The sequence below is a fragment of the Streptomyces hilarionis genome (assembly GCF_024539675.1).
Classification (GTDB): domain Bacteria; phylum Actinomycetota; class Actinomycetes; order Streptomycetales; family Streptomycetaceae; genus Streptomyces; species Streptomyces hilarionis.
The window spans coordinates 11,613-31,459 of sequence record NZ_JAHHIT010000112.1; the positions used below are offsets into that span (position 1 = coordinate 11,613).

Annotated in this window: 18 protein-coding genes and 1 pseudogene; 17 read left to right on the plus strand and 2 right to left on the minus strand. The window is 68.3% G+C overall.

Translation table 11 applies throughout. The features are described 5' to 3' along the window. The first annotated feature begins 3 nt into the window (after nt 1–3). The 16 genes and pseudogenes from KMS84_RS25765 to KMS84_RS25840 all read left to right on the plus strand — a co-directional run bounded on the left by KMS84_RS25765 (nt 4) and on the right by KMS84_RS25840 (nt 16,361). Entirely contained in the window at nt 4–1,494 is a 1,491-nt protein-coding gene (locus KMS84_RS25765; protein ID WP_256918834.1) for a recombinase family protein, read from the plus strand. A 400-nt stretch (nt 1,495–1,894) separates the two neighbouring features. Next, nucleotides 1,895–2,401, plus strand: a complete 507-nt coding sequence (locus KMS84_RS25770) for a hypothetical protein (protein ID WP_256918835.1) — start codon at nt 1,895–1,897, stop codon at nt 2,399–2,401. 627 nt (nt 2,402–3,028) lie between these two features. Next, the gene (locus KMS84_RS25775; protein WP_256918836.1) at nt 3,029–3,616 is read left to right on the plus strand and encodes a hypothetical protein; all 588 of its coding nucleotides are present in this window, start codon (nt 3,029–3,031) and stop codon (nt 3,614–3,616) included. Nucleotides 3,617–4,202: 586 nt separating this feature from the next. Continuing rightward, the gene (locus tag KMS84_RS25780) at nt 4,203–5,165 is read left to right on the plus strand and encodes a hypothetical protein (protein ID WP_256918837.1); all 963 of its coding nucleotides are present in this window, start codon (nt 4,203–4,205) and stop codon (nt 5,163–5,165) included. Between the two features lie 3 nt (nt 5,166–5,168). Then, nucleotides 5,169–5,525 carry a hypothetical protein gene (locus KMS84_RS25785; RefSeq protein WP_256918838.1) on the plus strand — a complete coding sequence of 119 codons (357 nt, stop codon included), beginning with the start codon at nt 5,169–5,171 and terminating at the stop codon, nt 5,523–5,525. A gap of 6 nt (nt 5,526–5,531) precedes the next feature. Next, nucleotides 5,532–5,765, plus strand: a complete 234-nt coding sequence (locus KMS84_RS25790) for a hypothetical protein (protein ID WP_256918839.1) — start codon at nt 5,532–5,534, stop codon at nt 5,763–5,765. 11 nt (nt 5,766–5,776) lie between these two features. Beyond that, nucleotides 5,777–6,199 (plus strand): phage terminase small subunit, encoded by a 423-nt coding sequence (locus KMS84_RS25795; protein ID WP_498066952.1) that lies wholly within the window; start codon nt 5,777–5,779, stop codon nt 6,197–6,199. Nucleotides 6,200–7,118: 919 nt separating this feature from the next. Next, a complete protein-coding gene (locus KMS84_RS25800) occupies nt 7,119–7,382 on the plus strand; it encodes a hypothetical protein (RefSeq protein WP_256918840.1) in 264 nt (87 codons plus the stop codon). Beyond that, entirely contained in the window at nt 7,372–11,379 is a 4,008-nt protein-coding gene (locus KMS84_RS25805; protein ID WP_256918841.1) for a transglycosylase SLT domain-containing protein, read from the plus strand. Before KMS84_RS25800 ends, KMS84_RS25805 begins: the two co-directional genes overlap by 11 nt. 102 nt (nt 11,380–11,481) lie before the next feature. Next, nucleotides 11,482–11,646, plus strand: coding sequence for a hypothetical protein (locus KMS84_RS25810; RefSeq protein ID WP_256918842.1), 165 nt, complete (start codon nt 11,482–11,484; stop codon nt 11,644–11,646). 77 nt (nt 11,647–11,723) lie between these two features. After that, nucleotides 11,724–11,966 carry a hypothetical protein gene (locus tag KMS84_RS25815; RefSeq protein WP_256918849.1) on the plus strand — a complete coding sequence of 81 codons (243 nt, stop codon included), beginning with the start codon at nt 11,724–11,726 and terminating at the stop codon, nt 11,964–11,966. Beyond that, nucleotides 11,938–12,462 (plus strand): DUF6879 family protein, encoded by a 525-nt coding sequence (locus tag KMS84_RS25820; RefSeq protein WP_256918843.1) that lies wholly within the window; start codon nt 11,938–11,940, stop codon nt 12,460–12,462. Before KMS84_RS25815 ends, KMS84_RS25820 begins: the two co-directional genes overlap by 29 nt. Nucleotides 12,463–12,475: 13 nt before the next feature. Next, nucleotides 12,476–13,330, plus strand: a complete 855-nt coding sequence (locus tag KMS84_RS25825; RefSeq protein ID WP_256918844.1) for a helix-turn-helix domain-containing protein — start codon at nt 12,476–12,478, stop codon at nt 13,328–13,330. A gap of 511 nt (nt 13,331–13,841) precedes the next feature. Continuing rightward, nucleotides 13,842–14,066: a hypothetical protein gene (locus KMS84_RS25830; protein ID WP_256918845.1), complete on the plus strand. Its 225-nt coding sequence runs from the start codon at nt 13,842–13,844 to the stop codon at nt 14,064–14,066. 368 nt (nt 14,067–14,434) lie between these two features. After that, nucleotides 14,435–15,346, plus strand: a pseudogene (locus KMS84_RS25835) (elongation factor Tu); the annotation flags it as partial. A gap of 223 nt (nt 15,347–15,569) precedes the next feature. Then, the gene (locus tag KMS84_RS25840; RefSeq protein ID WP_256918850.1) at nt 15,570–16,361 is read left to right on the plus strand and encodes a spermidine synthase; all 792 of its coding nucleotides are present in this window, start codon (nt 15,570–15,572) and stop codon (nt 16,359–16,361) included. 195 nt (nt 16,362–16,556) lie between these two features. Here KMS84_RS25840 and KMS84_RS25845 read toward each other — a convergent pair whose 3' ends face one another. Then, nucleotides 16,557–17,573 carry a DUF8017 domain-containing protein gene (locus KMS84_RS25845; RefSeq protein ID WP_256918846.1) on the minus strand — a complete coding sequence of 339 codons (1,017 nt, stop codon included), beginning with the start codon at nt 17,571–17,573 and terminating at the stop codon, nt 16,557–16,559. A 266-nt stretch (nt 17,574–17,839) separates the two neighbouring features. On the opposite strand from KMS84_RS25845, the gene KMS84_RS25850 reads away from it, so the two are divergent. Continuing rightward, nucleotides 17,840–18,277, plus strand: a complete 438-nt coding sequence (locus tag KMS84_RS25850; protein WP_256918851.1) for a DUF4442 domain-containing protein — start codon at nt 17,840–17,842, stop codon at nt 18,275–18,277. A 99-nt stretch (nt 18,278–18,376) separates the two neighbouring features. On the opposite strand, the gene galU is transcribed toward KMS84_RS25850, so the two are convergent. After that, nucleotides 18,377–19,306 carry a UTP--glucose-1-phosphate uridylyltransferase GalU gene (galU, locus tag KMS84_RS25855; RefSeq protein WP_256918847.1) on the minus strand — a complete coding sequence of 310 codons (930 nt, stop codon included), beginning with the start codon at nt 19,304–19,306 and terminating at the stop codon, nt 18,377–18,379. Nucleotides 19,307–19,847 lie beyond the last annotated feature (541 nt).

Sequence of the window (19,847 nt, forward strand, 5' to 3'; positions counted from 1 at the left end):
CACGTGGAGGAGATCGACCTCTATTTGAGGAAGAGCAAAATCGTACGGGAGGGCGTCGAGGCGCTCACCTTCGAGACGCAGGAGGCGAGGGGGCGGGAGTGGGCAAGCCGGCACGACTATCGCGTCCGGAAGGTCTGGAAAGACAACCTCAGCGCGTGGACGGACACGAAGCGACCCGACTTCGAAAAGGGCTTGGCAGCGCTTCGACGTAAGGAAGTGCCAGCGCTGTGGTGTTACGCGGTTGACCGTTTCGACCGTAAGGGCGCGTTCTCGGTACTCCAGCTACTCGACTCCGGCGTTCGCATCATCTTCGACTATGAGCGGCTGGACAGTGCCGACCCTCGCGACCGTGAGCGAATCGTCAGCGACGCGGAGCGCGCAAAGGCTGCGTCGGACCTTCTGTCACACCGCGTGCGGGACACAAAACAGGTGCAGCGACGAAAGGGGGTCTGGCTCGGTGCCGCGCCGTTCGGTTTGCGTAAAGACAAGAACGGCAAGCTGCATCACACAAAGGACTGGGACACAGTTCTCCGCCTCGTTGCAGAAGTCGCAGAGGGTCACCCCCCACGTGGCGTGGCACGTCGGTTGACCGCTGACCGCTTGGCGTCGCCAAAGGGCGGACCGTGGAATGCATCGACGGTCCGGCGCATCGTCTACAACCCCGTGTATGAGGGTTGGCAAGTCGTCGCCCTCTCACGTGACTACACGTGGCCCGTCGCCTACCGCAACGAAGCGGGAGAGCGAGTCAGGGTGTTCGCCGATGAAGTTGAGCCAGTGCCCACCGACCTAGTGACACGGGCGCGTCGAGTGCACGCAGGGCACCAGCGTGGCGCGTTGGGGCCGCGCGTGGGTAAGGCGTCGCACCTCCTGACTGATCTCCTCAGGTGCGCTGGTTGCGGAGCAAAGATGCCGACAAGTGGACGCTCCTATGTCTGCAACGGTCACGCCATGGGGAAGCCTTGCCCCGCCCCCGCGTCGGCCATGCGGGCGCGTATTGAGGAACACGTCTATCGACAGTGGGTCGGCGCTGTGAGCGCGGCCGACGTCGGCGCTGGTGACCCACTGATGATCGCCGTTGCAGAGCGTTGGTCCGCCCTCGTCGCTCCGGAGGAGACGGAGGAGACACAGGAAGCCGTGGGAGCCGTCAGAGCCGCGGAGGCAGCAGTCGAACGGCTCGCCAACGACCGTGCGAAGGGGCTCTATGACGGCGCGATGGGGAAGCACTTCCCCCGACTCGTCGCCGAGGCAGAGGCCACGCTCCGTGAGGCACAGGAGCGTGCAGATGCGCTGAGCGGACAGCGCATCGACCTGACGATGTTCGACGATGCTGGCATGCTCGAAGAAGCGTGGGAGGCAGCCGACTTGCCTACACGGCGGGACCTCCTCCGCGTGGCTATCGAGAAGATCACGGTGACTCAAGCGGCTCGCCGTGGTGCCCCGTTCGACGGCGACGCACGCTGTGACATCGAATGGGCGCGACCCACAGAGGATTGATGTAGCACAACAGAGCCCCCGCCGGGTGATCCGACGGGGGCTCTGTCACGTCTCCTTCACGGTGCTCCAGGGGCCGACTGGTGGCCTCTCTGGTAGCTCCGCCCCAGGGCGGTGGCAGTAGTACGCGACGAACCGTCGCAGGACGTCTGACCGGTCCGTGTTGTCAGGCACAGCGTCCCCGAAAGCTTCCCAGAGCTCAGCGTCGATGCGGAAACGGCTGATAGGTGTCTTCGGCTGATTAGGCATGCGAGAACCGTAGCAGAGGTGTAGCCACACCGGAGGGGTTGCGGTGTAGCCACACCCGACCTAAGGTGTAGCCACACCCCGACGCAAGCAACACAAAGGGCCCGCGGAATCTTGGCGGAAGCAGCGGGCCCCTTGTTCCATCGCTGGAGGAACCATGCTCGCACAGCCCCTCGTCCCCGTCCTCGTGACCGGCCCCGCGTCCACCCCCGCGGACGTTAAGGCCCTTCGAGCCCTGGCCTACAACATCGCCTACGAACTCGGACGCGCGGTGACGTGGGCGACGGGCACCGATCACGACGTCCGCGACTACGCCGCCGTGTACACCACGTGCCCCGTGACGGAGCTCAGCACTGACCCCGCCCTCCTCCTCGTCGGTGAAGCGCTCGCGGCCGGCGTCGACGTCGGGGAGCCGCTCAGCGCGGACGAGGTCGTCGAGTGCCCGTGCGGGCTCGTCGGCCGACACACCCGCATCCCCGTCGGTGAGGACGGGGAGCCGCACTGCAACGAGTGCCGCGGGGCCGACGTCTGCGGATGGTGCGGCGAGTCGCTCGAAGACGACGCCACGCTCGTCGAGCGCGGAACCGCGTTCTACCCCCTGCACCCGGCGTGCGCCGCGGAGAGCTTCCCGACGACGGGCCGAACCCTGGTCGACGTCGCCTGACACTCGTCACACTCCGTAGCAGCCTCCGCGATCCGAGACGCTCGGCGCGGGGGCTGCGGCGTTCCCGGGCGGAGAAGGTTTGGCGCTCGTCGACGTCGGCGCACGGTGCCTGCACGGAGTTGCGTGCATGGTGCAACGAGTAGGCGACTGCGTAACGTGACGACTTTCCGCCCTCACGTCACCCTCCGCTCATGGGGTGGCCATTTTCGAGGCCAAAGTGTCGAACTAACCCCCTTCTCCAACTTTCTCTAACGCGTGTTAAGAAGTTTTGAGATTGACGGTCAGTCTGGCCAATCCGTCCAGAGTCTGACCAGCGCTCGAAAACCCGCCGTGGCGGGGGCTGGTCGACGGTGGGAGGCGGAGGAGGGTCGCGGAGGGGCCTGTGCGACCGCCTGTCGACCTTTCAGGGGTCGCGACATGTCTTTCCTCGCCTGGGCGCGCGCTGGCCCGCCACAGGGGCGCTCATGGCGTTCGCGCACGTCGCGCGGGCGTCGTGTAACGCACCTGCCTCCCGTCACTTAAAGTCACGGAGATCCCGCCCTCACGGCGCGTCACATCCGGCGCTGATTACGACACAACCCCAGTAGTAAGCCGAACGGTTCGGCTTACTCGACGAATGGGGACACCATGCACGAGGACGAGTGCGGCACCACGGCCCGCCGGCGGACGCGCACCACAGCGGAGCTGGAGGAGCTTCGGTACCTGGGACTGGAGTTGGAGGAAGGCGGGGCATACGTCTCGCCGTCACGCACCCACTGGCGGGGGCTCTCCTCGCACGACCCGCTCTGCGACGGCATGACCGACGAGGAGTACGCACAGCGCGCCTGGGAGAACTGGCACGACGCCTCAGAGGTCGACGAGGAGCGCCCACAGCGTCGACGGCCGTCCGGGAGGGAGCTCGACGTTGTAGGGCCCGATGTGGGCGAGGTGATCGTCACCGTAGACCCTGCGATCGCGGAGGCGTATGCGGCCCGTAAGGCGCAGGCGACGTCCAGCATGACGTATGAGTCCGCGGGCGGGGTCGTCGCTGTCGAGGGCTTGTCGAAGGTGTGGCGCGGCCTCTGCGCGCAGTGCTCGCAGCCGTTCGAGCAGCGACGCCCCGTGTCGCAGCGCCGTCGGTGGGCGACGCTGTGCGGGGATCTGTGCTCCGCGGCGTGGGCCCGCGACCGCGCCAGGGACCGCATGCGCCGACTGCGCGCCGGCGAGGCAGCCTGACGTTCGGGTTTGTATTAGGAATGGAGGGGGGCTCTGCATGGGGCCCCTCTCCTCGTCGCGTCAAAGCTGCGCCGCTCCCCTCTCGTAGCGGCGCATGGTCCGGCGACGTCGAGCCGACCTGTTGAGCACCGAATCCTCTCCTCCTTCGGCCGCTCCACGTCTCTGCGCTCCGTCGCCGGACCTCAAAAACGATCACTATGCGTGGCCTGCGGGCCGCGCTTTCTTTTTGCCCGAATCAGGGAGAACTGACTAACAGCGGAGCCACGATGCGAAGCAACGACGTATTGACGCCGGCAGCGATGCCGTGCCGATCCTGCGGGCGGGCTCTGCCCCGCACCGTGACGCACTTTCACACGGACCCGTCGTGCTCGGACGGACTACGGCGCGTCTGCCGCTCCTGCGTAAACGCGGAGAAGCGACGGCTGTACTGCGCCAACCCGCAACCGCAGCGCGACCGCGTGAACCAACGACGGGCGGCCCGCACGGAGTTGCTGAGGAACTCTCCGCAGTGGCGGCCAACGTCCAGCCATCAGGCGACTGACCAACTCGGCTCAGTCGCCTTTTCTGTAACCCACGAGAGGTGACCATGACCAATCCCGAACTCGACGCAGCGCTCGCGCACGTCCCCGAAATCGAGCGGACGGAGAAGCTCCTCGCCGACGCGAAGAAGCGACTGCGCGACCATCCCGCCGGCGTCGCTCCTGACGTCGCCCGGAACAACGTCATCGACGTTGCTGTGCGCGCCTTCCAGGCTGACGGTGTGTGGCCGGCGAACATCGGCAAGGAGGCTGCGAAGGTCCATGCCGAAGCGTGTGTGTGGGAGGCGGAGCGCCTGGCGCGGTCGCGCGCTAAGGACTCTACGGAACTCCTGGCGTACGACACCCGTGAGGCCTACTCAGTGGATGCCCTGGCGTACCTGGGGACGCGCCTGGAGGAAGTCCTCAGCGACGCCAGGACGGCCGCGGAGATCCTCGGTGAAGTCCGGTCGGCAGACGACGCCATCAAGGCCGGAGGCGACGTCGTAGCGGCGTGGGGACGCCTTCAGGGTCTCGTCGTAGACCTCACGAACATCCGTGCGGCGCAGTGGGGGCTACTCCTTCCGCGTCTGCGTCCGGGGGACGCTGTCGGCGGGTTCAACGAGGAGCGACGCAAGGTGCGTACCTGGCGCAGCGAGGGATACGGCGAAGTCCGCGGCTCCCTCGACGGCGTTCCCGCGTTCGTCCGTCAGGCGACGAGCTCCGGGCAGTACTCCGAATCGGCGCTTCTCTGGCTCGCACGAGCGGGCACGGCGCACGTGCCCACGTCGTTCGAGGATCTCCAGAACGACGCCCTTGCGGGTGACCTCGTCGACGTCATGGCGGGTGCTGACGGCCCTGTCCGCGACTACACCCCGACCGTGACTCCGGCTCCCGCCCCGGTGCCGTCGAGGATCCCGCCGCACTCCAAGACTCCGAACCTCGACGAGTCCCGGCCCCGCCCGGCCCCGCCCAAGCCCACCACGGTCGCACGCGACCGCGAGGCGACCACCCTCGAACACTTTGAGGACTAACCCATGGAAACCACTCCCGAGACGCCCCACCCTGCTGAGCTCGAACTCGCCCGCCTCCGCGCGGGGATGGCGGCAGGGCTCACCGTCGAGCAGTCGGCACGACTTCAGGGGACGACCCCCGAAGAGCTGACGGCCGACGCTACAACGCTCGCCGCGGAGCTCGGCGTCACGAGCGCTCCGGCCTCCGCTCCACGCTCCGGCGGTAACCAGGGGCCTGAGGTCGGCACCCCCACCGGGCTCGCGGCCGGCGCGGAGCTCTACCGAGAACGGCACGGCACCCCGCACGGCGAACATCGCCAGGCACCGACATACGGGCAAAACCCGTTCGCGACCCGCACCTACGAAATGAATGGCCGGTAACAGCAGATGAGCTACGACGACACGCTCCACGAGCAGGAGATCAAGAACCGCGCGGCGGCGCTGAACGGGACGGCCGTGGTCGTCAGCCTGATCGGGGGTCAGACGGTAACGGGCACGCTCGCCTACGCGACCGTGGCCCGGTACGGCGGAACGGCTTACCCCAACATCCTCACGGTCACGGCTTCGGGTAAGGACACGACGATCCGGACAGACCATGTGACCGCCGTCGGTCAGGGCTGACGGGAGGCACCATGGTTGCCCCGGGCCCACGACGTGACCCCACGCGGCCCTACAGCCGCGCCAACAGGGAGGGCGGGAGACAGCCACGCGCCGGCCTCGTCGTTCTCCCCCTGTCAGGCTGCGACTTGCCTGTGCCTGAGATGCCGGCAGGGCGCGCGTGGAACGAGGCAGAGCGCGCCATGTGGGATGAGCTGTGGGCCAGTCCGCAGGCCACGCAGTGGCATGACGCGTACGTCCCGCTCGTCTCGATGTACGTGCAGATCGTCTGTCAGTCACTTCGCGGGAACGCAACAGCCGGACTTGCGCAGGAAGCTCGACACCTGGCGGAGCAACTCGGCTTGAGCCCCGCCGGCCTGCGTACCTTGGGCTGGCAGATGGAACCCGTCAACATCAGCACGGGCGAACTGCACGCACTGCCCGGTGGTGCGGCGTGAGTGCCCGCACGCAAGCCATGCTTGCCCGTCAGGCAGCAGCACAGGAGCCACGCACAGGCGACGCCACGTGTCCACCGGAGCTACGCACGCCGTGCGTCGTGTGGGACTGGCTGAGTGGTACAGAGGCCGTCGACGTGGAGCAGCGAGGGATGAGCTCACCGCTCGTCATACGCGCGTGGCGACGCTGGCAGGAGGCACGTCGTGCCCACGCCGCGCGGGTCGGCCTGAGTGAGTCGGCCGCGTGCGGCCCCGCGGGTCGGCCGACGCTGAGCGACCGCGCATAAGCCTCTGACCTGCGACGATGCCAGGGAGGTGACCCCCGATCTTGATCTCTGAAGACCGAAGAAGTGCTAGGCGGCGCGGTCTGACAACCGGTTAGAGGTCGACCTAGGGGGCCCTGGAGGCCCCTCAGAGCGCCGTTCGGTCCTTGCCCGGGGTGTCGGAGACCCCCAAATAGGCAGGCGGGCGCTGAGGGCTTCGACATAGGAAGTGTGACATCGGTGCAGGTCAGAGCACATGTAGCCGTTACAGGGCCCCGGAGAAGACGTCCCCGGGGCTCTTCCCATTTCTGGAGGAGCTGTGATCCACAGAGACGCCCCGGTCTGTAAGCGGCCCGGGTGCCCCTTCACGCGATTCATGCGGACGGGCCCGAAGGGCAGTGCCAGGCTTTCCAAGCATTGCAGCGCTGAGTGCAGCGTCTACATGATTCGCGCGCGTAAGGCGCTGCGCGAGAGTGACGGCGAGGAGGCCGCAGAACTCCTCCGCCTGGCGAAACTCCTCGACGCCCGCACCACGCAGTTCGCGCGTGTTTCTGGAATCTTCACGTCTCGCGAATAGCGCCTTCCTCGACGTTGCCACATCTCTCTAAGCCCCGCAATGGACGCATTGCGGGGCTTCCGTATGTCCGAAACGAGATCTCATGACTGACGAAAACACCTGCGCGCGCGATGGCTGCACTTTCCACGTTGAGCTTGTGATGATCGGCGAAACACCGATGCCGACCGTTTACTGTGGCGATTCCTGTGCCGACTTCGAATGGTTCCGTCGGGCCATCGAAAACGCAGCACCGTCCCGTGACGTTGCGGCTGCGTTGCAGCACCTAAACGCCCTCGAACGCCTACTAAACGAGCGTGTTCAGCCGTTTGAAGTTGGCCCGTTGCTGGAGTCGCTCTATGGCCGGTGACCTGGACATTGTCGGTACAGCGGCCGTTGACGTCGTACCGATTGCGCCGCAGTTCCACAACAGGCTGAAGGCCATCGTCCTCCCGTCGGCTGACAGGGTCGGTGAGGAGGCAGGACGGCGCATCGGCGAGGCGCTCTCACGACACATCACGGCAGCTATCCCCGACGCGATCACATCAGGCGGCAGGACGGCCCGCGTCGCTGCAACCCGTCAGGGCGACGATAACGCCGGTAGCTTCGCCCGCTCGTTCAAACGGCGTTTGGAGGTGGCGTTCAGGTCGTTGCCACGCCCCGACGTGCGTTTGTCGACGACGGGGTTTGACGCCGATTTGGCGCGCGTGCGAGCGCGTATGGAACAACTCGCAAACAAGCGTGTTGGCGTCGAAATCGACGCCGCAACGGCCGTCGCTGAGCTCGACGAGATTGACGCACAGCTCGCCGAATTGGGTTCGCGCAGCCCTAACATCCAAATCCGGGCGGACATCGCAACAGCCCGTGCGGAAATCGAAGAGATGCAGCGGGCGATAAATTCGCTCGACGGCGACGATGTGCACGTGAAGGTTCACGCAGACACCGCCAATGCGAAGCGTGAACTGATTCAGCTTGGCGCGCTCCTCCTAGGTGTCGCTGCCATTCCCGTAATCCCCGTCGCTGCCGCGGGAATCGGTGCCATTACCTCCGCCGTCGTCGCGGCCGGCGCAGGAGTCGGAGCGCTCGCGGCTGCCGCCATTCCCGCAATCAAGGGTGTCACGGCAGCAATTCAAGCGAAGTCAGCCGCGGAGAAAGAGTCGGCGAGCGCGACGGACCGCTCAGCCGGAGCCGGCGTCAAGGCGGCACAGTCCGCACTTCAGATGGCCAGCGCACAGGCCTCTCTGAGCTCCGCGCACCGCAACTCCGCGCAGCAGATTTCCGCAGCGAACCGCGCGGTTCAGGACGCGGAGCGGAGCCTCTCCGACGCGAAGCGCTCCGCGCGCCAGGCGGAGACGGACCTGACGCAGGCGCGAAAGGACGCCACGCAGCAACTCAAGGATCTGAACGACAGCCTCCTTGACGGCATGCTCGACGAGCGCGAGGCAACGCTCCGTGTCAAGGAAGCGCGGGCCGACCTTGCAGCGACTATCGCGGATCCCAAAGCGACGGCCCTTGAACGCGAGCGCGCGAGGCTCTCCCTCGACGAGGCCCTCCGCAGCGCGGATAAGCAGAAGGCGAAGAACCGTGAGCTGAAGCGCACCGTCGCCGACGCCAACAAGGCGGGCGTCGAGGGCAGCAAGGCCGTCCAGGACGCCACGGACCGCGTTGCCGACGCTCAGCGCAAGGTCGCCGACCAGTCCCGCGCCGTCGCTCTCGCGCAGGCGAAGGTGCGCGACGCACAGGTGCAGGGCGCGGAGGCGATTGCCGCCGCGGAGCGCGGCCTCCAGTCGGCTCGCCTTTCCGGCGTGGACACCACCGTCAAGAGCGCCAGTGCAACGGACGCGTACCGCAAGGCGCTCGCCAAACTGACGCCGGAACAACGCGACCTGTACGACGCTTTGGCCGGCCCGACGGGACTGAAGCAGGCGTTCGCCGGCTGGTCGAAGGATCTTCAGCCTGACGTCCTTCCGCTATTCACTCGCGCCGTCGACGGAGCGAAGCGCGCATTGCCAGGTCTGACGCCCCTCGTCCGCGAGACGGCATCCGGCGTCAAGGAGCTCCAGGACGCTGCCTCTCAGGAACTCAGGTCACCGTTCTGGCGGGGGTTCAAGCGGGACATCGAAGGCAGTGCCAAGCCTGCCGTCGTGGGTCTCGGTAAGGCCTTCGGGAACGTCCTCAAGGGTATGGCCGGCATCGTCGACGCCTTCCTCCCGCACATGGATTCCATCGCCGACAGAATGGTTAAGGTGACAGGTCGGTTCGCCAACTGGGGAACCAAACTCAAGGGGTCACCAGCCTTTGAGAAACTCCTCGCGTACAGCGCTGAACACGGCCCGAAGCTAGCCGCTCTCCTAGGCGCAGTAGTTGACGCGCTGTTGGATATCGGGACCGCACTTTCACCGATCTCGGGGCCGCTACTCGACTTCTTCACGCGGATGGCGCGGGGGATAGCGAATCTGGCGGAACGCGCGCCGCACCTCGTTCAGGGAATCTGGGCAATCATCGTCGCTACGAAGATCCTGAATCTGGTCATGGGCGCGAATCCGATCACGCTCGTTATCGTGGCCATCATCGGCCTGGCTGCGGCCGTCGTGTACGCCTACGACCGATTCACGTGGTTCCGCAATGGCGTTGACGGGTTCATAGGCGCACTGAAGGTCGCTGGCGACGTCGCCGTGCAGCTCTGGAAGGACTACATCCTCCCCGCCTTCCAGGGGATTTGGCTCGTCGCCCGTGTCTTCCTGGCGGTCCTCGTGACGGCGATCATCGCGCCCATCTGGATTGCGTTGCAGGGTCTCGGAGTGGTTGCCCTGTGGCTGTGGAGGGACGGATTTCAGCCTTCCCTCCAGGGGATTGCGACGCTAGCGACGTGGCTGTGGTCCAAGATCCTGTCACCCATCTTCCGGTTCATCTGGGAGGGGCTCAAGTACGTGGGAAGCGGATTCGTCTGGCTCTACGACCACGCGATAAAGCCCTCGTTCGACTGGATTGGCAGCAAAACCAGTTGGCTGAACGATAAGGTGATGGCTCCGGCTTTCAGTAAGCTGAAGTCTGGCGTCGCACTGGTGGCCAGTGCCTTCGAAAGCGCGAAGGACGGTATCGCTAAGGCCTGGGGAGGCCTAATCGATATCACCAAAAAGCCCGTGAACTTCGTGATCGAGTGGGTATACACGAAGGGCATCAAGGCCGTCTGGGACAAGGTGGCCGACTTCGTCGGACTCGGTAAACTCCCCGCCGCTCCTAAGCTCCTCGCCGAAGGCGGGCGGACGAGCGGAGGAACTCCGGGCGTCGACAGTATCCCCGCACTCCTGATGGCGGACGAGTTCGTCGTCAAGCGCTCCAGCGCCCGAAAGATCGGGTTCGAAAACCTCGCCTACATGAACGCGACGGGAGAAATCCCGCGCTTCAAGGACGGCGGCATCGTCGGCGCTCTCGGCGGAGCGTGGGACTGGACGAAGGACAAGGTAGGCGGCGCGGTCTCCAAGGGCGTCGACTGGGCGAAGACGGCCGCGGATCTCGCCTCCAATCCGTCGAAGATCTGGGACCGGCTCATGAAGCCGATCATCAAGAACTTCACGGAGAAGCTCGGCGTAGCCGACATGGGCAAGGCACTCGCGAAACTCCCGTTCAAGATGATCGGTGGCCTGAAGGACAAGATCATCGATGCCGTCTCCTTCACGGGAGGCGGGGGCGGAGGAAGCGCCAACATCGGGGGCACGATCCCGACGGGGCAGCGACGAGCCATCATCAGTCAGGCGCTTGCAGCCGCGGGCGTTCCCCCGCCGGGCACCATCCCCCAGTGGCTCGCCGGCATGAACACGCTGATCACGCGCGAGAGCGGCTGGAACCCATCGGCGATCAACCTGTGGGACAGCAACGCTGCCGCGGGTCATCCGTCGCAGGGCCTCACGCAGACGATTCCCGGAACCTGGAGTGCCTACGTCCCGAGTGCACTGCGCGGCCGGGGAATCCTCGACCCCGTGGGCAACGTGGCGGCATCGATCCGCTACATCGTGTCGCGCTACGGCAACATCACGAACGTCCAGCAGGCGAACGGGAACCGCCCGCCGCAGGGCTACGCAGCCGGCGGACGAGTCGAGCCTATGTGGTTCGACAACGGCGGACTCCTCCCGCAGGGCCTCTCCCTGATCGCCAACGGGACGGGCGGCCCTGAACCAGTCTTCACTGGCCAGCAATTCGCGGACATCCGCGCTGCCTCCCAGCGACGCGGGCTCGACGCTGACGGGATCAACGTCTACGTCTCCACGACGCTCGACGGCCAGGAGCTCACGGGACACGTGGACAAGCGCATCGAGATGTACGACCAGCAGAGCGCCACGGCCCTCACCTACGGCCGGAACGTCTGACGCACACGACACGAACACCCCGGGCCGATGCCGCCATGGCGTCGGCCCTTGCTACGCCCCGCGCCCGTCATGGGTGCGGGGCCCACTTTCGGAGGAGCTCAGATGGACTACACGAAGCCGATCAAGTCGCAGTGCACGGCCGGCTGCCTGCACTGTGGGGCGGCCCTGGAGCAGAAGGAGGGACCGGGCCGCATCCGTCAGTTCTGCGACGGCGAGCACGGCAAGGCCTACCGGCGGAGGATGCGCGCTCTGGGGTTCCCCGTGTGAGGCGCTCTTGACGCTCCTGCCCCGTGGGCGTGATGGTCGTAGAACATTGCGCAACTCACGTGACGACGGAGGACCCGATGCCCCTACGCTCGTTCGGTAAGGACCCGGAAACCAACGGCGACCACTGCCCTACGGTGTGGCTCGACGAGGAAAAGCAAGAGCTCGTGTTCCAGGGGTGGAAGGCGGACGACGAGCTCCAGGCAGAATGCTTGAAGACGGGGTCTATCCCCGACACGGAGGCAGTCGTCCGACTGCCCGCCCGCATGGCGCAGCAGATCAGGGAGGCGCTCGATGCCGCAGACGGTTCCGCCGTTCGCTGAGCTACTCGCCGCCTGCCAGCGTTCCGCGGTCCATCTGGAGACCCGCGACGTCTACGGAGTCGTCGAGGAAGACGAGGACTTCGCGGCCTGGCGTGCGGGACGTCGGTACGACCTCGACGACCGTGCGACGTGGTGGAGCCCGTTCCACGGCACCGTTCGGGACGCCGTAGCGCGTGGCGTCGTCATGCGCCGCGCCCGGGTGGTGTCGGAGCCTGTGAGCGACTACATCCGCTACGAGCACTCGTGCACACCGCAGAACGTCTCGGCCGGCGAAGACGTCCGGTGGCTACCGCGACGCCTGGCGTCTGACGTGCTCCTCCCCGGCAACGATCTGTGGATCTTCGATGACCGGCTCATCCGCTTCAGTCTGTTCTCAGGTGACGGGCGGTTCGTCGCCGACGTCATGGAGGATGCTGCCGACGTCGTGAAGCGTCATGCGGAGGCGTTCGAGGCCGTTTGGGAGCGAGCGATCCCGCACGCGGACTACAGGATCTGAGTACAGCGCGACCATGCAGCCACCTTCCTATCCCTCGTCGAGCCTCGACGCCGCCCGCCGGGCACTCGCGGAGCAACTCCGGGAGATCCGGCGGGACGCTGGGCTGACGGGCCGGGAGGTGGCTGCACGCGCAGGGTGGCTCCCGTCGAAGGTGTCGCGCTTGCAGAGCGCCACGACGCCCCCGTCCGACGAGGACATTCGCGCATGGTGCCGCGCCTGCGACGCTCAGGACCGGATCCCTGATCTCCTCGCCGCGAACCGCACGGCGGAGTCGATGTATGTCGAGTGGCGACGTCGCACTCGAAGTGGGCTGCGTCGCCTGCAAGAGTCCTATGTCCCGCTCTACGAGCGCACTCGGACGTTCCGCGTCTACAGCTCCACCGTGATCCCCGGCTTCCTTCAGACCTACGAGTACGCTGCCGCGCTCCTGCGGGACATCGCGCGCGTGCACGGGACGCCGGACGACGTCGAGGACGCTGCCGCCGCTCGCGTCGAGCGATCCCACATCATCCGGGAGGGCGACCACCGGTTCGCCGTCGTCCTGGAGGAGAGCGTCCTCCGCCACGTCGTCGGCGACGCTGCCACGACCGCCGGCCAACTGGGCTATCTGCTCTCAGTGATGGCACTCCCCGCCGTGTCGGTCGGCATCATCCCCGCGGGCCGGCCCCGTGGAATGTGGGCGCTGGAGACGTTCACTGTGTTCGACGAGGAGCGCGTGCACGTCGAGCTACTGACGGCGGCTGTCACCGTGACGACGCCCGGAGAGATCGCGCAGTATGCCCACGCGTTCGATGAAATGACGGCACTGGCGGTCTACGGAGCTGACGCCCGGTCACGCATCTCGACGGCGATTGCCTCCCTGGAATGAAGAAGCGTAGAACCTCATAGAACTTCGTGGAATCCCGCTCGCCTCCCCCCATAGCTTCGGTTCAGGAGCCGTCGAAACCATGGAGGTGACGGGATGGCGTTATTGGAGGCTCGCGTGACATCAGGGCCGCTGGTGTTCTCTCGCCCCGCGCCGTTCCCCGGGTGCGCAAAGTGCCTGGCGTTCGAGGTCGAATGGGTGGGGGCCACGACGCCCGGTCACCCGAATCACGACCCGTCGGGGGCGACGGACATCGTCGTGATGATGAGCCGGCATAAGGACGCGGAGCACGGGAGGCCGGCGTGATGGACAAGATGCCCCCGCCGGGGACGATCCTGAAGGACCTGACACGTGACGTCTACTGCGAGTTTCAGGCCTTTCTGAACGGCGAGCTGTGGCTCCGCCCGATAGGGGGAGGTCGCGAGTGGACGGCGCGGCCTGACGACGTACGGCGGGCGACCTACGCGGAGACGAACCGCGCGCGTGCGGGGAAGCCGAAGGCGGGGGCCGCCCGGTGACTTCCAATCCGTTCCCGCGGGTGTCCACCGTGGAGGAGCTGGGCGACGTCTGGGCGGCCGACTTCGTGCAGTGCTCCGGGTGCATCACCATGGTCCCGCTCGACGGCGGGATAGACCCCGTGAAGTGGGCCGTCGAACACCAGCAGAAGTACCCCCACCACGTCGGCTACCGGACACACAGCATCACGAACTTCAGCGTCGAGCCGCCTCCGACCCCCTAGACCCACGGCCGACGCCCGTGCGTCGCCCGTGGTGGGCGCGGCGGGGGAGCAATCTCGGTGCCGGGTGAGGCTGGCGCTACCGAGACCCCCGTCCGCGTCCTGACTCCTCGTCCTCCCTCCCGCTCATCACGCCGGAGGACGAGGAACGGCCCCGCTCACCGATTCATCCCCGTCTCGGTGAGCGGGGCTCCCCTGAACCCTCCTCCGTCCACTCGACGCGGAGGAGGTCCCGTCTCGCGTGCTGAACCTGCCCCCGCAGGGAAGGCGAGACGGTGTGAGCCCCGTTCGCCGGCTTCGGCCAGGTGGGCGGGGCTCTCTTGTGGGCCCTACCTGCGATGATAGAGTCATGCAAGGGTGAGTAGACCACGTACGTCAAGAACATGGTCACCGGCGCGGCCCAGCTCGACGGGGCGATCCTCGTCGTCTCCGCGCTCGACGGGATCATGCCGCAGACCGCCGAACACGTCCTGCTGGCCCGGCAGGTGGGCGTGGACCACATCGTGGTCGCGCTCAACAAGGCCGACGCGGGCGACGAGGAGCTCATCGACCTCGTCGAGCTGGAGGTCCGCGACCTGCTCACCGAGCACGGCTACGGCGGCGACGCCGCGCCCGTGGTGCGGGTGTCGGGGCTGCGGGCCCTGGAGGGCGACCCGCGCTGGACGCGCGCCGTCGACGCCCTGCTCGACGCCGTGGACACCTACGTGCCCGTCCCCGAGCGCTACCTGGACGCGCCGTTCCTGCTGCCCGTGGAGAACGTGCTCACGATCACCGGCCGGGGGACCGTGGTCACGGGTGCGGTCGAGCGGGGCACGGTGCGGGTGGGCGACCGGGTCGACGTGCTGGGCGCGGGTCTGGACGGCGTCGTCGTCACGGGCCTGGAGACGTTCGGCAAGCCGATGACGGAGGCCCAGGCCGGGGACAACGTGGCGCTGTTGCTGCGCGGGGTGGCGCGCGACGCCGTCCGCCGCGGACAGGTCGTGGCCGCGCCCGGGAGCGTGACGCCGCGGCGGCGGTTCACGGCGCGGGTGTACGTGCTGTCGACGCGCGAGGGCGGGCGTACGACACCGGTCTCGACCGGGTACCGGCCGCAGTTCTACATCCGGACCGCGGACGTCGTCGGGGACGTGGACCTGGGGGAGACCCCGCTCGCGCGGCCCGGGGACACGGTGACCGTGACCGTCGAGCTGGGCCACGACGTCGCGCTGGAGCCGGGCCTCGGCTTCGCCGTCCGCGAGGGCGGGCGGACCGTGGCCGCGGGCACCGTGACGGCCGTCCTGTAGGGCGGTGCGGGCAGGGCCGTACCGGTGCCTGCGGGGTCGCGGGCGGTGAGCCGGGCCGGCGGGGCGCCGGAGCGTCCGGCGACGGTCCGGCCCCGCGCCGGCTCGCGGCCCCGCGCGGTGCGGGGCCGCGTCCCGTGGGGCGCGTCCCGCCCGGCACAATGAACAGGTGAACGACGAGCCCGTACCCGTCACCCGAGCCGTCGACCACGGCACCGCCAAGCTGATGCCGGACGTCGACCGGGACCGGGCCTGGCTGCTGACGGTCGACGGGGCGCCGCAGTCGTACGTCGACCTCGACGACCCCACGCACCTGGAGTTCGAGTACACGCGCCGGCTCGGGCACGTCCTGGACGTCGTCGCCGAGCCGGGCCGCGCCCTGGACGTGCTGCACCTCGGCGGCGGCGCTCTCACCCTGCCCCGCTACGTGGCCGCGACCCGGCCGGGCTCCCGACAGGACGTCGTCGAGTTCGACCGCGCGCTGCTGGACCTGGTCGTCGAGCACCTGCCCCTCCCGCCCGGGGCCGGCGTCGCCTGGCACGCGGCCGAGGCGCGGGCCTGGCTGGAAGCGGCGCCGGACGCCTGCGCGGACGTCCTCGTCGCCGACGTCTTCGGCGGTTCCCGGGTCCCCGCCCAGGTGACCACCCTCGCCTACGCGCGGGAGGCGGCACGGGTCCTGCGCCCCGACGGGGTGTATCTGGCGAACCTGGCCGACGCGGCCCCGTTCGCCTTCCTCAGGTCCCAACTGGCGAACCTGGCGGAGGTGTTCGAGGAACTGGCGCTGGTCGCGGAGCCGGGGGTGCTGCGCGGGCGCCGCTTCGGCAACGCGGTACTGGCCGCCGCGCGCCGCCCGCTCGACCTGCCCGCCCTGGCCCGCCGCACCGCATCCGACGCGTTCCCGGCCCGGGTGGAGCACGGCCCGGGGCTGCGCCGTCTCATCGGCGACGCCCGCCCGGTCCGGGACGAGGACGCCGTGCCGTCGCCGGAACCGCCCGAGGGCGCGTTCGGCATCGGCTGAGGAACGGACCGACGGCGGGGCCGTGGGGCCGCACGCACGGCCGCCGCCCCTCCACCGCCGCCGGTGGCGGCGAGCGGAAGGACGGCGGCGAGCGCGGTGACAGGGGCGGCGTGGTGACGGCGGCCGTCGCCGCGAGCGGCACGGACCGCACGGCGCGCGGGGACCGCGCAGATCACCCGACGTGACGAAGCACTACTAGTTGTGGGTCGGCGTTCCGTGCAGTCGTACGGTGCTCAGGATCTGCATGATCGTGGCCTTCGGCAGCTCGTCCTTCACGCCCTTGGCCCCGTACAGGTTCCAGGACACGAAGTCGCTGTTGGAGTTCTTGAAACCGAAGGTGATCGCCTTGCCGTCGCTGTCGCACTTGCCCTTCTGGGGCGTGTTCGTCGACTGCGCCCAGGCGTAACTGCCCTTGATGCCGGAGGCCGTCGTGAAGGGAGTGGCCTTCTTGTCGAAGGTGATGCTCTTCTTGTCGGGCTCGGTGTAACCGCCGAAGACCCACCACGCGGGCGTGTTGATGGCGATCTCGTCGGTGCTCTTGGCGCCCTCCGCGCCCTTGCTGCCGACCATGGCCAGGGCGGTGTCCTCGACCTTGCCGTCCTTGTCGGAGTCCACCGAGCACCACTTCGACTTGTACTCGGCCGTGCCTCCCTGGAGGATCCGGTCGTAGCCGTCGGACTTCTTCTTGTCCTCCCACTCGAAGCCCTGGCTCAGCCCCGGCGACTGGACCTCCCAGTCGGCCGGCACGTCGAAGGCGATGCCCCACTTGGGGTTCACGACGACCTTCCAGCCGGCGACGGTCGGCTTCTCCGTCTCGCTGCTGCGCGGGTTGTCGTCCGTGCCGGTCGACGCGGACGCCGACGCGGAGGCGGACGCCGAGGGGCTGGAACTGCCCTTGCTCACGGGAGCCGGTTCGTCGTCGTCGCCCCCGAGCACCAGGAATCCGGTGACTCCGGCGGCCACGACGACGGCCGAGGCCGCGATGATCGCGACGAGTTTGGTGCGGTTGCCGCCGCTGCCGCCGGGCGGCGGGGTGGGCGCGCCGCCGGGCACGGTCGCGCCCCACTGCGGCTGCGTCGCATAGGGGTTGGGCTGCTGCTGGTAGCCGGGTTGCTGATACGGGTTCGGCTGCTGGTATCCCGGCTGCTGGTACGGGTTGTTCTGCGCCTGCGGGTTCTGCTCTCCCCCGGGCGGCTGCTGTCCTGGCCACATGGCCAGAAACACTAGTGCCGTCCGGGACACGGTTGGGTCACCGCCCCTTGTCAGGGACGTACCGAATCGGGGCCGGGCCGGGGTGAGCCGCGCACAGTGCCCCGGTACTTCCGGAATGCGGCGTTCCGATGTCGGCCCGCAGCCTCCCCGGTCCGCTGGGGGCAGGGCGTGTGGCGCGTCGACGGCGGTGGTCGTGCGGCGAGCGTCACATCGGCTGGTCAGCTGAAGCTACTCATAGGTAACATCGCGGCATGAGCGCAGACCAGATGTCCATCGGCGAGATGCTCGCCGCCACGGTGCCCATGGCCAGGACCCTGAACCTCGAGTTCATCGAGGCCGGCCCGGAGAGGGCCGTGGTCGCGCTGCCCGACCAGGGGGCGTTCCACAACCACGTCGGCGGCCCGCACGCCGGCGCGATGTTCACGCTCGGCGAGTCCGCCAGCGGCGCGATCGTCCTCGCGGCCTTCGGGGACCAGCTCTCCCGGGCCGTCCCGCTCGCCGTCGGCGCGGAGATCGCCTACCGGAAGCTGGCGATGGGCGCGGTCACGGCGACCGCCACCCTGGGGCGCCCGGCCGCCGAGGTCGTCGCGCAACTCGACGCGGGGGAGCGCCCGGAGTTCCCGGTCGCCATCGAGATCCGCCGGGCCGACGGCGCCGTCACCGGCGAGATGACCGTGACATGGACCCTGCGCCCCAACGGCTGACTTCCCCGGGGGACGGCTGACACCGTCCCGGCCCGCGCCTCGGGGCGGCCGGCCCCCTCTTCCGCGCCGGGGGAGTCGGCCGTCGCCGACGTGACCCGGTCAGGCGGCCGGCCGCTCCCGCTCGGCGTCGCCCTCCTCCAGGCCCGCGACGAACTCCTTGAGCCAGGCGACGAACTCCGGCCCCAGGTCGGGCCGGTCGCAGGCCAGGCGCACGACGGTGCGCAGATAGTCGGCCTTGTCGCCGGTGTCGTACCGGCGGCCCGAGAAGACCACCCCGCGCACCCCGCCGCCGGCCGCCAGTTCCTGAAGGGCGTCGGTGAGCTGGATCTCGCCGCCACGGCCCGGCCCGGTGCGCTCCAGGACGTCGAACACGGCCGGGTCGAGGACATAGCGGCCGATGACGGCGTACCGGCTCGGCGCCTCCTCGCGCGCGGGCTTCTCCACGAGCCCGGTGACGCGCACGACGCCGTCCTCGCCGAACGGCTCCACGGCGGCGCAGCCGTAGAGGTGGACCTGCTCCGGCTCCACCTCCATCAGGGCGACCACGCTGCGGGCGTACCGGTCGCGGACGTCCAGCATCCGGCTCAGCAGCGTCTCACGCGGGTCGATCAGGTCGTCCCCGAGCAGGACGGCGAACGGCTGGTCGCCCACGTGGTTGCGGGCGCACAGCACCGCGTGGCCGAGGCCGAGCGGGTCGCCCTGCCGGATGTGGTGGATGTCCGCGAGCCGGGCCGGATCGCGCACCGCGTCCAGCCGCACGGTGTCGCCCTTGGCGGCGAGCGCCTGCTCCAGTTCGAAGGCGTGGTCGAAGTGGTCCTCGATGGCCCGCTTGTGCCGGCCGGTCACCATCAGCACGTCGTCCAGGCCGGCGGCGGCCGCCTCCTCGACGACGTACTGGATGGCCGGCTTGTCGACGACCGGAAGCATCTCCTTCGGGGTCGCCTTGGTGGCGGGCAGGAAGCGGGTGCCGAGACCGGCGGCCGGAACGACCGCTTTGCGGACGCGGGTTGCGGGGTGGGGGGCGCTCATGCCGAGGATGCTGGCCCACACGGCTGGGAGTGCCCCGGGAGTCACATGGGAGACACCTGTGCGCCGAGCGGCTGGGGGCCGGGAAGGCCGCCCCGGAGCAAGGGGGCGCGGGACCGGGGAGGCCGCCCCATGGCGAGGGGGTGACGGGGAGGGCGTGCGCCCTTCGATCGCGCGCGGGACGGGCACCGCGGGGGTGCCGGTGCGGCGTGCCGGAAGCCGGAGATTGCGATCCTCATCCGGCTTTCCGTGTAAGCGAGTTGAGCCCGGCAGTCCCGGGCAATTTCGAAAACGGGTGCGGCTACCGACGGTAACTTATCTGAAATTCTCTCACTTTGAACTTGGGTCACTCGAACTCCTTGTTTCCTGTGATGAGCGTGTGCGAAGGTGAGCCTCCCCTTACGGATGGGTCCGATCAGGTCAACATGCCTGGTCAGGCCAAAGGTACGCACCAATCAGGCACCTGCTTTCCGACGACGTTTTTCCGTGCCGTCCGTCGGCTTGGAAGGAAATGGTTCCGTGCAATCCCCCAACCCCCCACGCC

Excerpts from the sequence above, each read along its gene's own strand:
- KMS84_RS25850 (WP_256918851.1), top strand. The coding sequence starts at position 17,840 with ATGTCCATCGGCGAGATGCTCGCCGCCACGGTGCCCATGGCCAGGACC.
- KMS84_RS25840 (WP_256918850.1), top strand. The coding sequence starts at position 15,570 with ATGCCGGACGTCGACCGGGACCGGGCCTGGCTGCTGACGGTCGACGGG.
- KMS84_RS25820 (WP_256918843.1), top strand. The coding sequence starts at position 11,938 with ATGCCGCAGACGGTTCCGCCGTTCGCTGAGCTACTCGCCGCCTGCCAG.
- KMS84_RS25785 (WP_256918838.1), top strand. The coding sequence starts at position 5,169 with ATGGAAACCACTCCCGAGACGCCCCACCCTGCTGAGCTCGAACTCGCC.
- KMS84_RS25805 (WP_256918841.1), top strand. The coding sequence starts at position 7,372 with ATGGCCGGTGACCTGGACATTGTCGGTACAGCGGCCGTTGACGTCGTA.
- KMS84_RS25775 (WP_256918836.1), top strand. The coding sequence starts at position 3,029 with ATGCACGAGGACGAGTGCGGCACCACGGCCCGCCGGCGGACGCGCACC.
- KMS84_RS25770 (WP_256918835.1), top strand. The coding sequence starts at position 1,895 with ATGCTCGCACAGCCCCTCGTCCCCGTCCTCGTGACCGGCCCCGCGTCC.
- KMS84_RS25780 (WP_256918837.1), top strand. The coding sequence starts at position 4,203 with ATGACCAATCCCGAACTCGACGCAGCGCTCGCGCACGTCCCCGAAATC.
- KMS84_RS25790 (WP_256918839.1), top strand. The coding sequence starts at position 5,532 with ATGAGCTACGACGACACGCTCCACGAGCAGGAGATCAAGAACCGCGCG.
- KMS84_RS25795 (WP_498066952.1), top strand. The coding sequence starts at position 5,777 with ATGGTTGCCCCGGGCCCACGACGTGACCCCACGCGGCCCTACAGCCGC.
- KMS84_RS25800 (WP_256918840.1), top strand. The coding sequence starts at position 7,119 with ATGACTGACGAAAACACCTGCGCGCGCGATGGCTGCACTTTCCACGTT.
- KMS84_RS25810 (WP_256918842.1), top strand. The coding sequence starts at position 11,482 with ATGGACTACACGAAGCCGATCAAGTCGCAGTGCACGGCCGGCTGCCTG.
- KMS84_RS25825 (WP_256918844.1), top strand. The coding sequence starts at position 12,476 with ATGCAGCCACCTTCCTATCCCTCGTCGAGCCTCGACGCCGCCCGCCGG.
- KMS84_RS25845 (WP_256918846.1), bottom strand. The coding sequence starts at position 17,573 with ATGTGGCCAGGACAGCAGCCGCCCGGGGGAGAGCAGAACCCGCAGGCG.
- galU (WP_256918847.1), bottom strand. The coding sequence starts at position 19,306 with ATGAGCGCCCCCCACCCCGCAACCCGCGTCCGCAAAGCGGTCGTTCCG.
- KMS84_RS25815 (WP_256918849.1), top strand. The coding sequence starts at position 11,724 with ATGCCCCTACGCTCGTTCGGTAAGGACCCGGAAACCAACGGCGACCAC.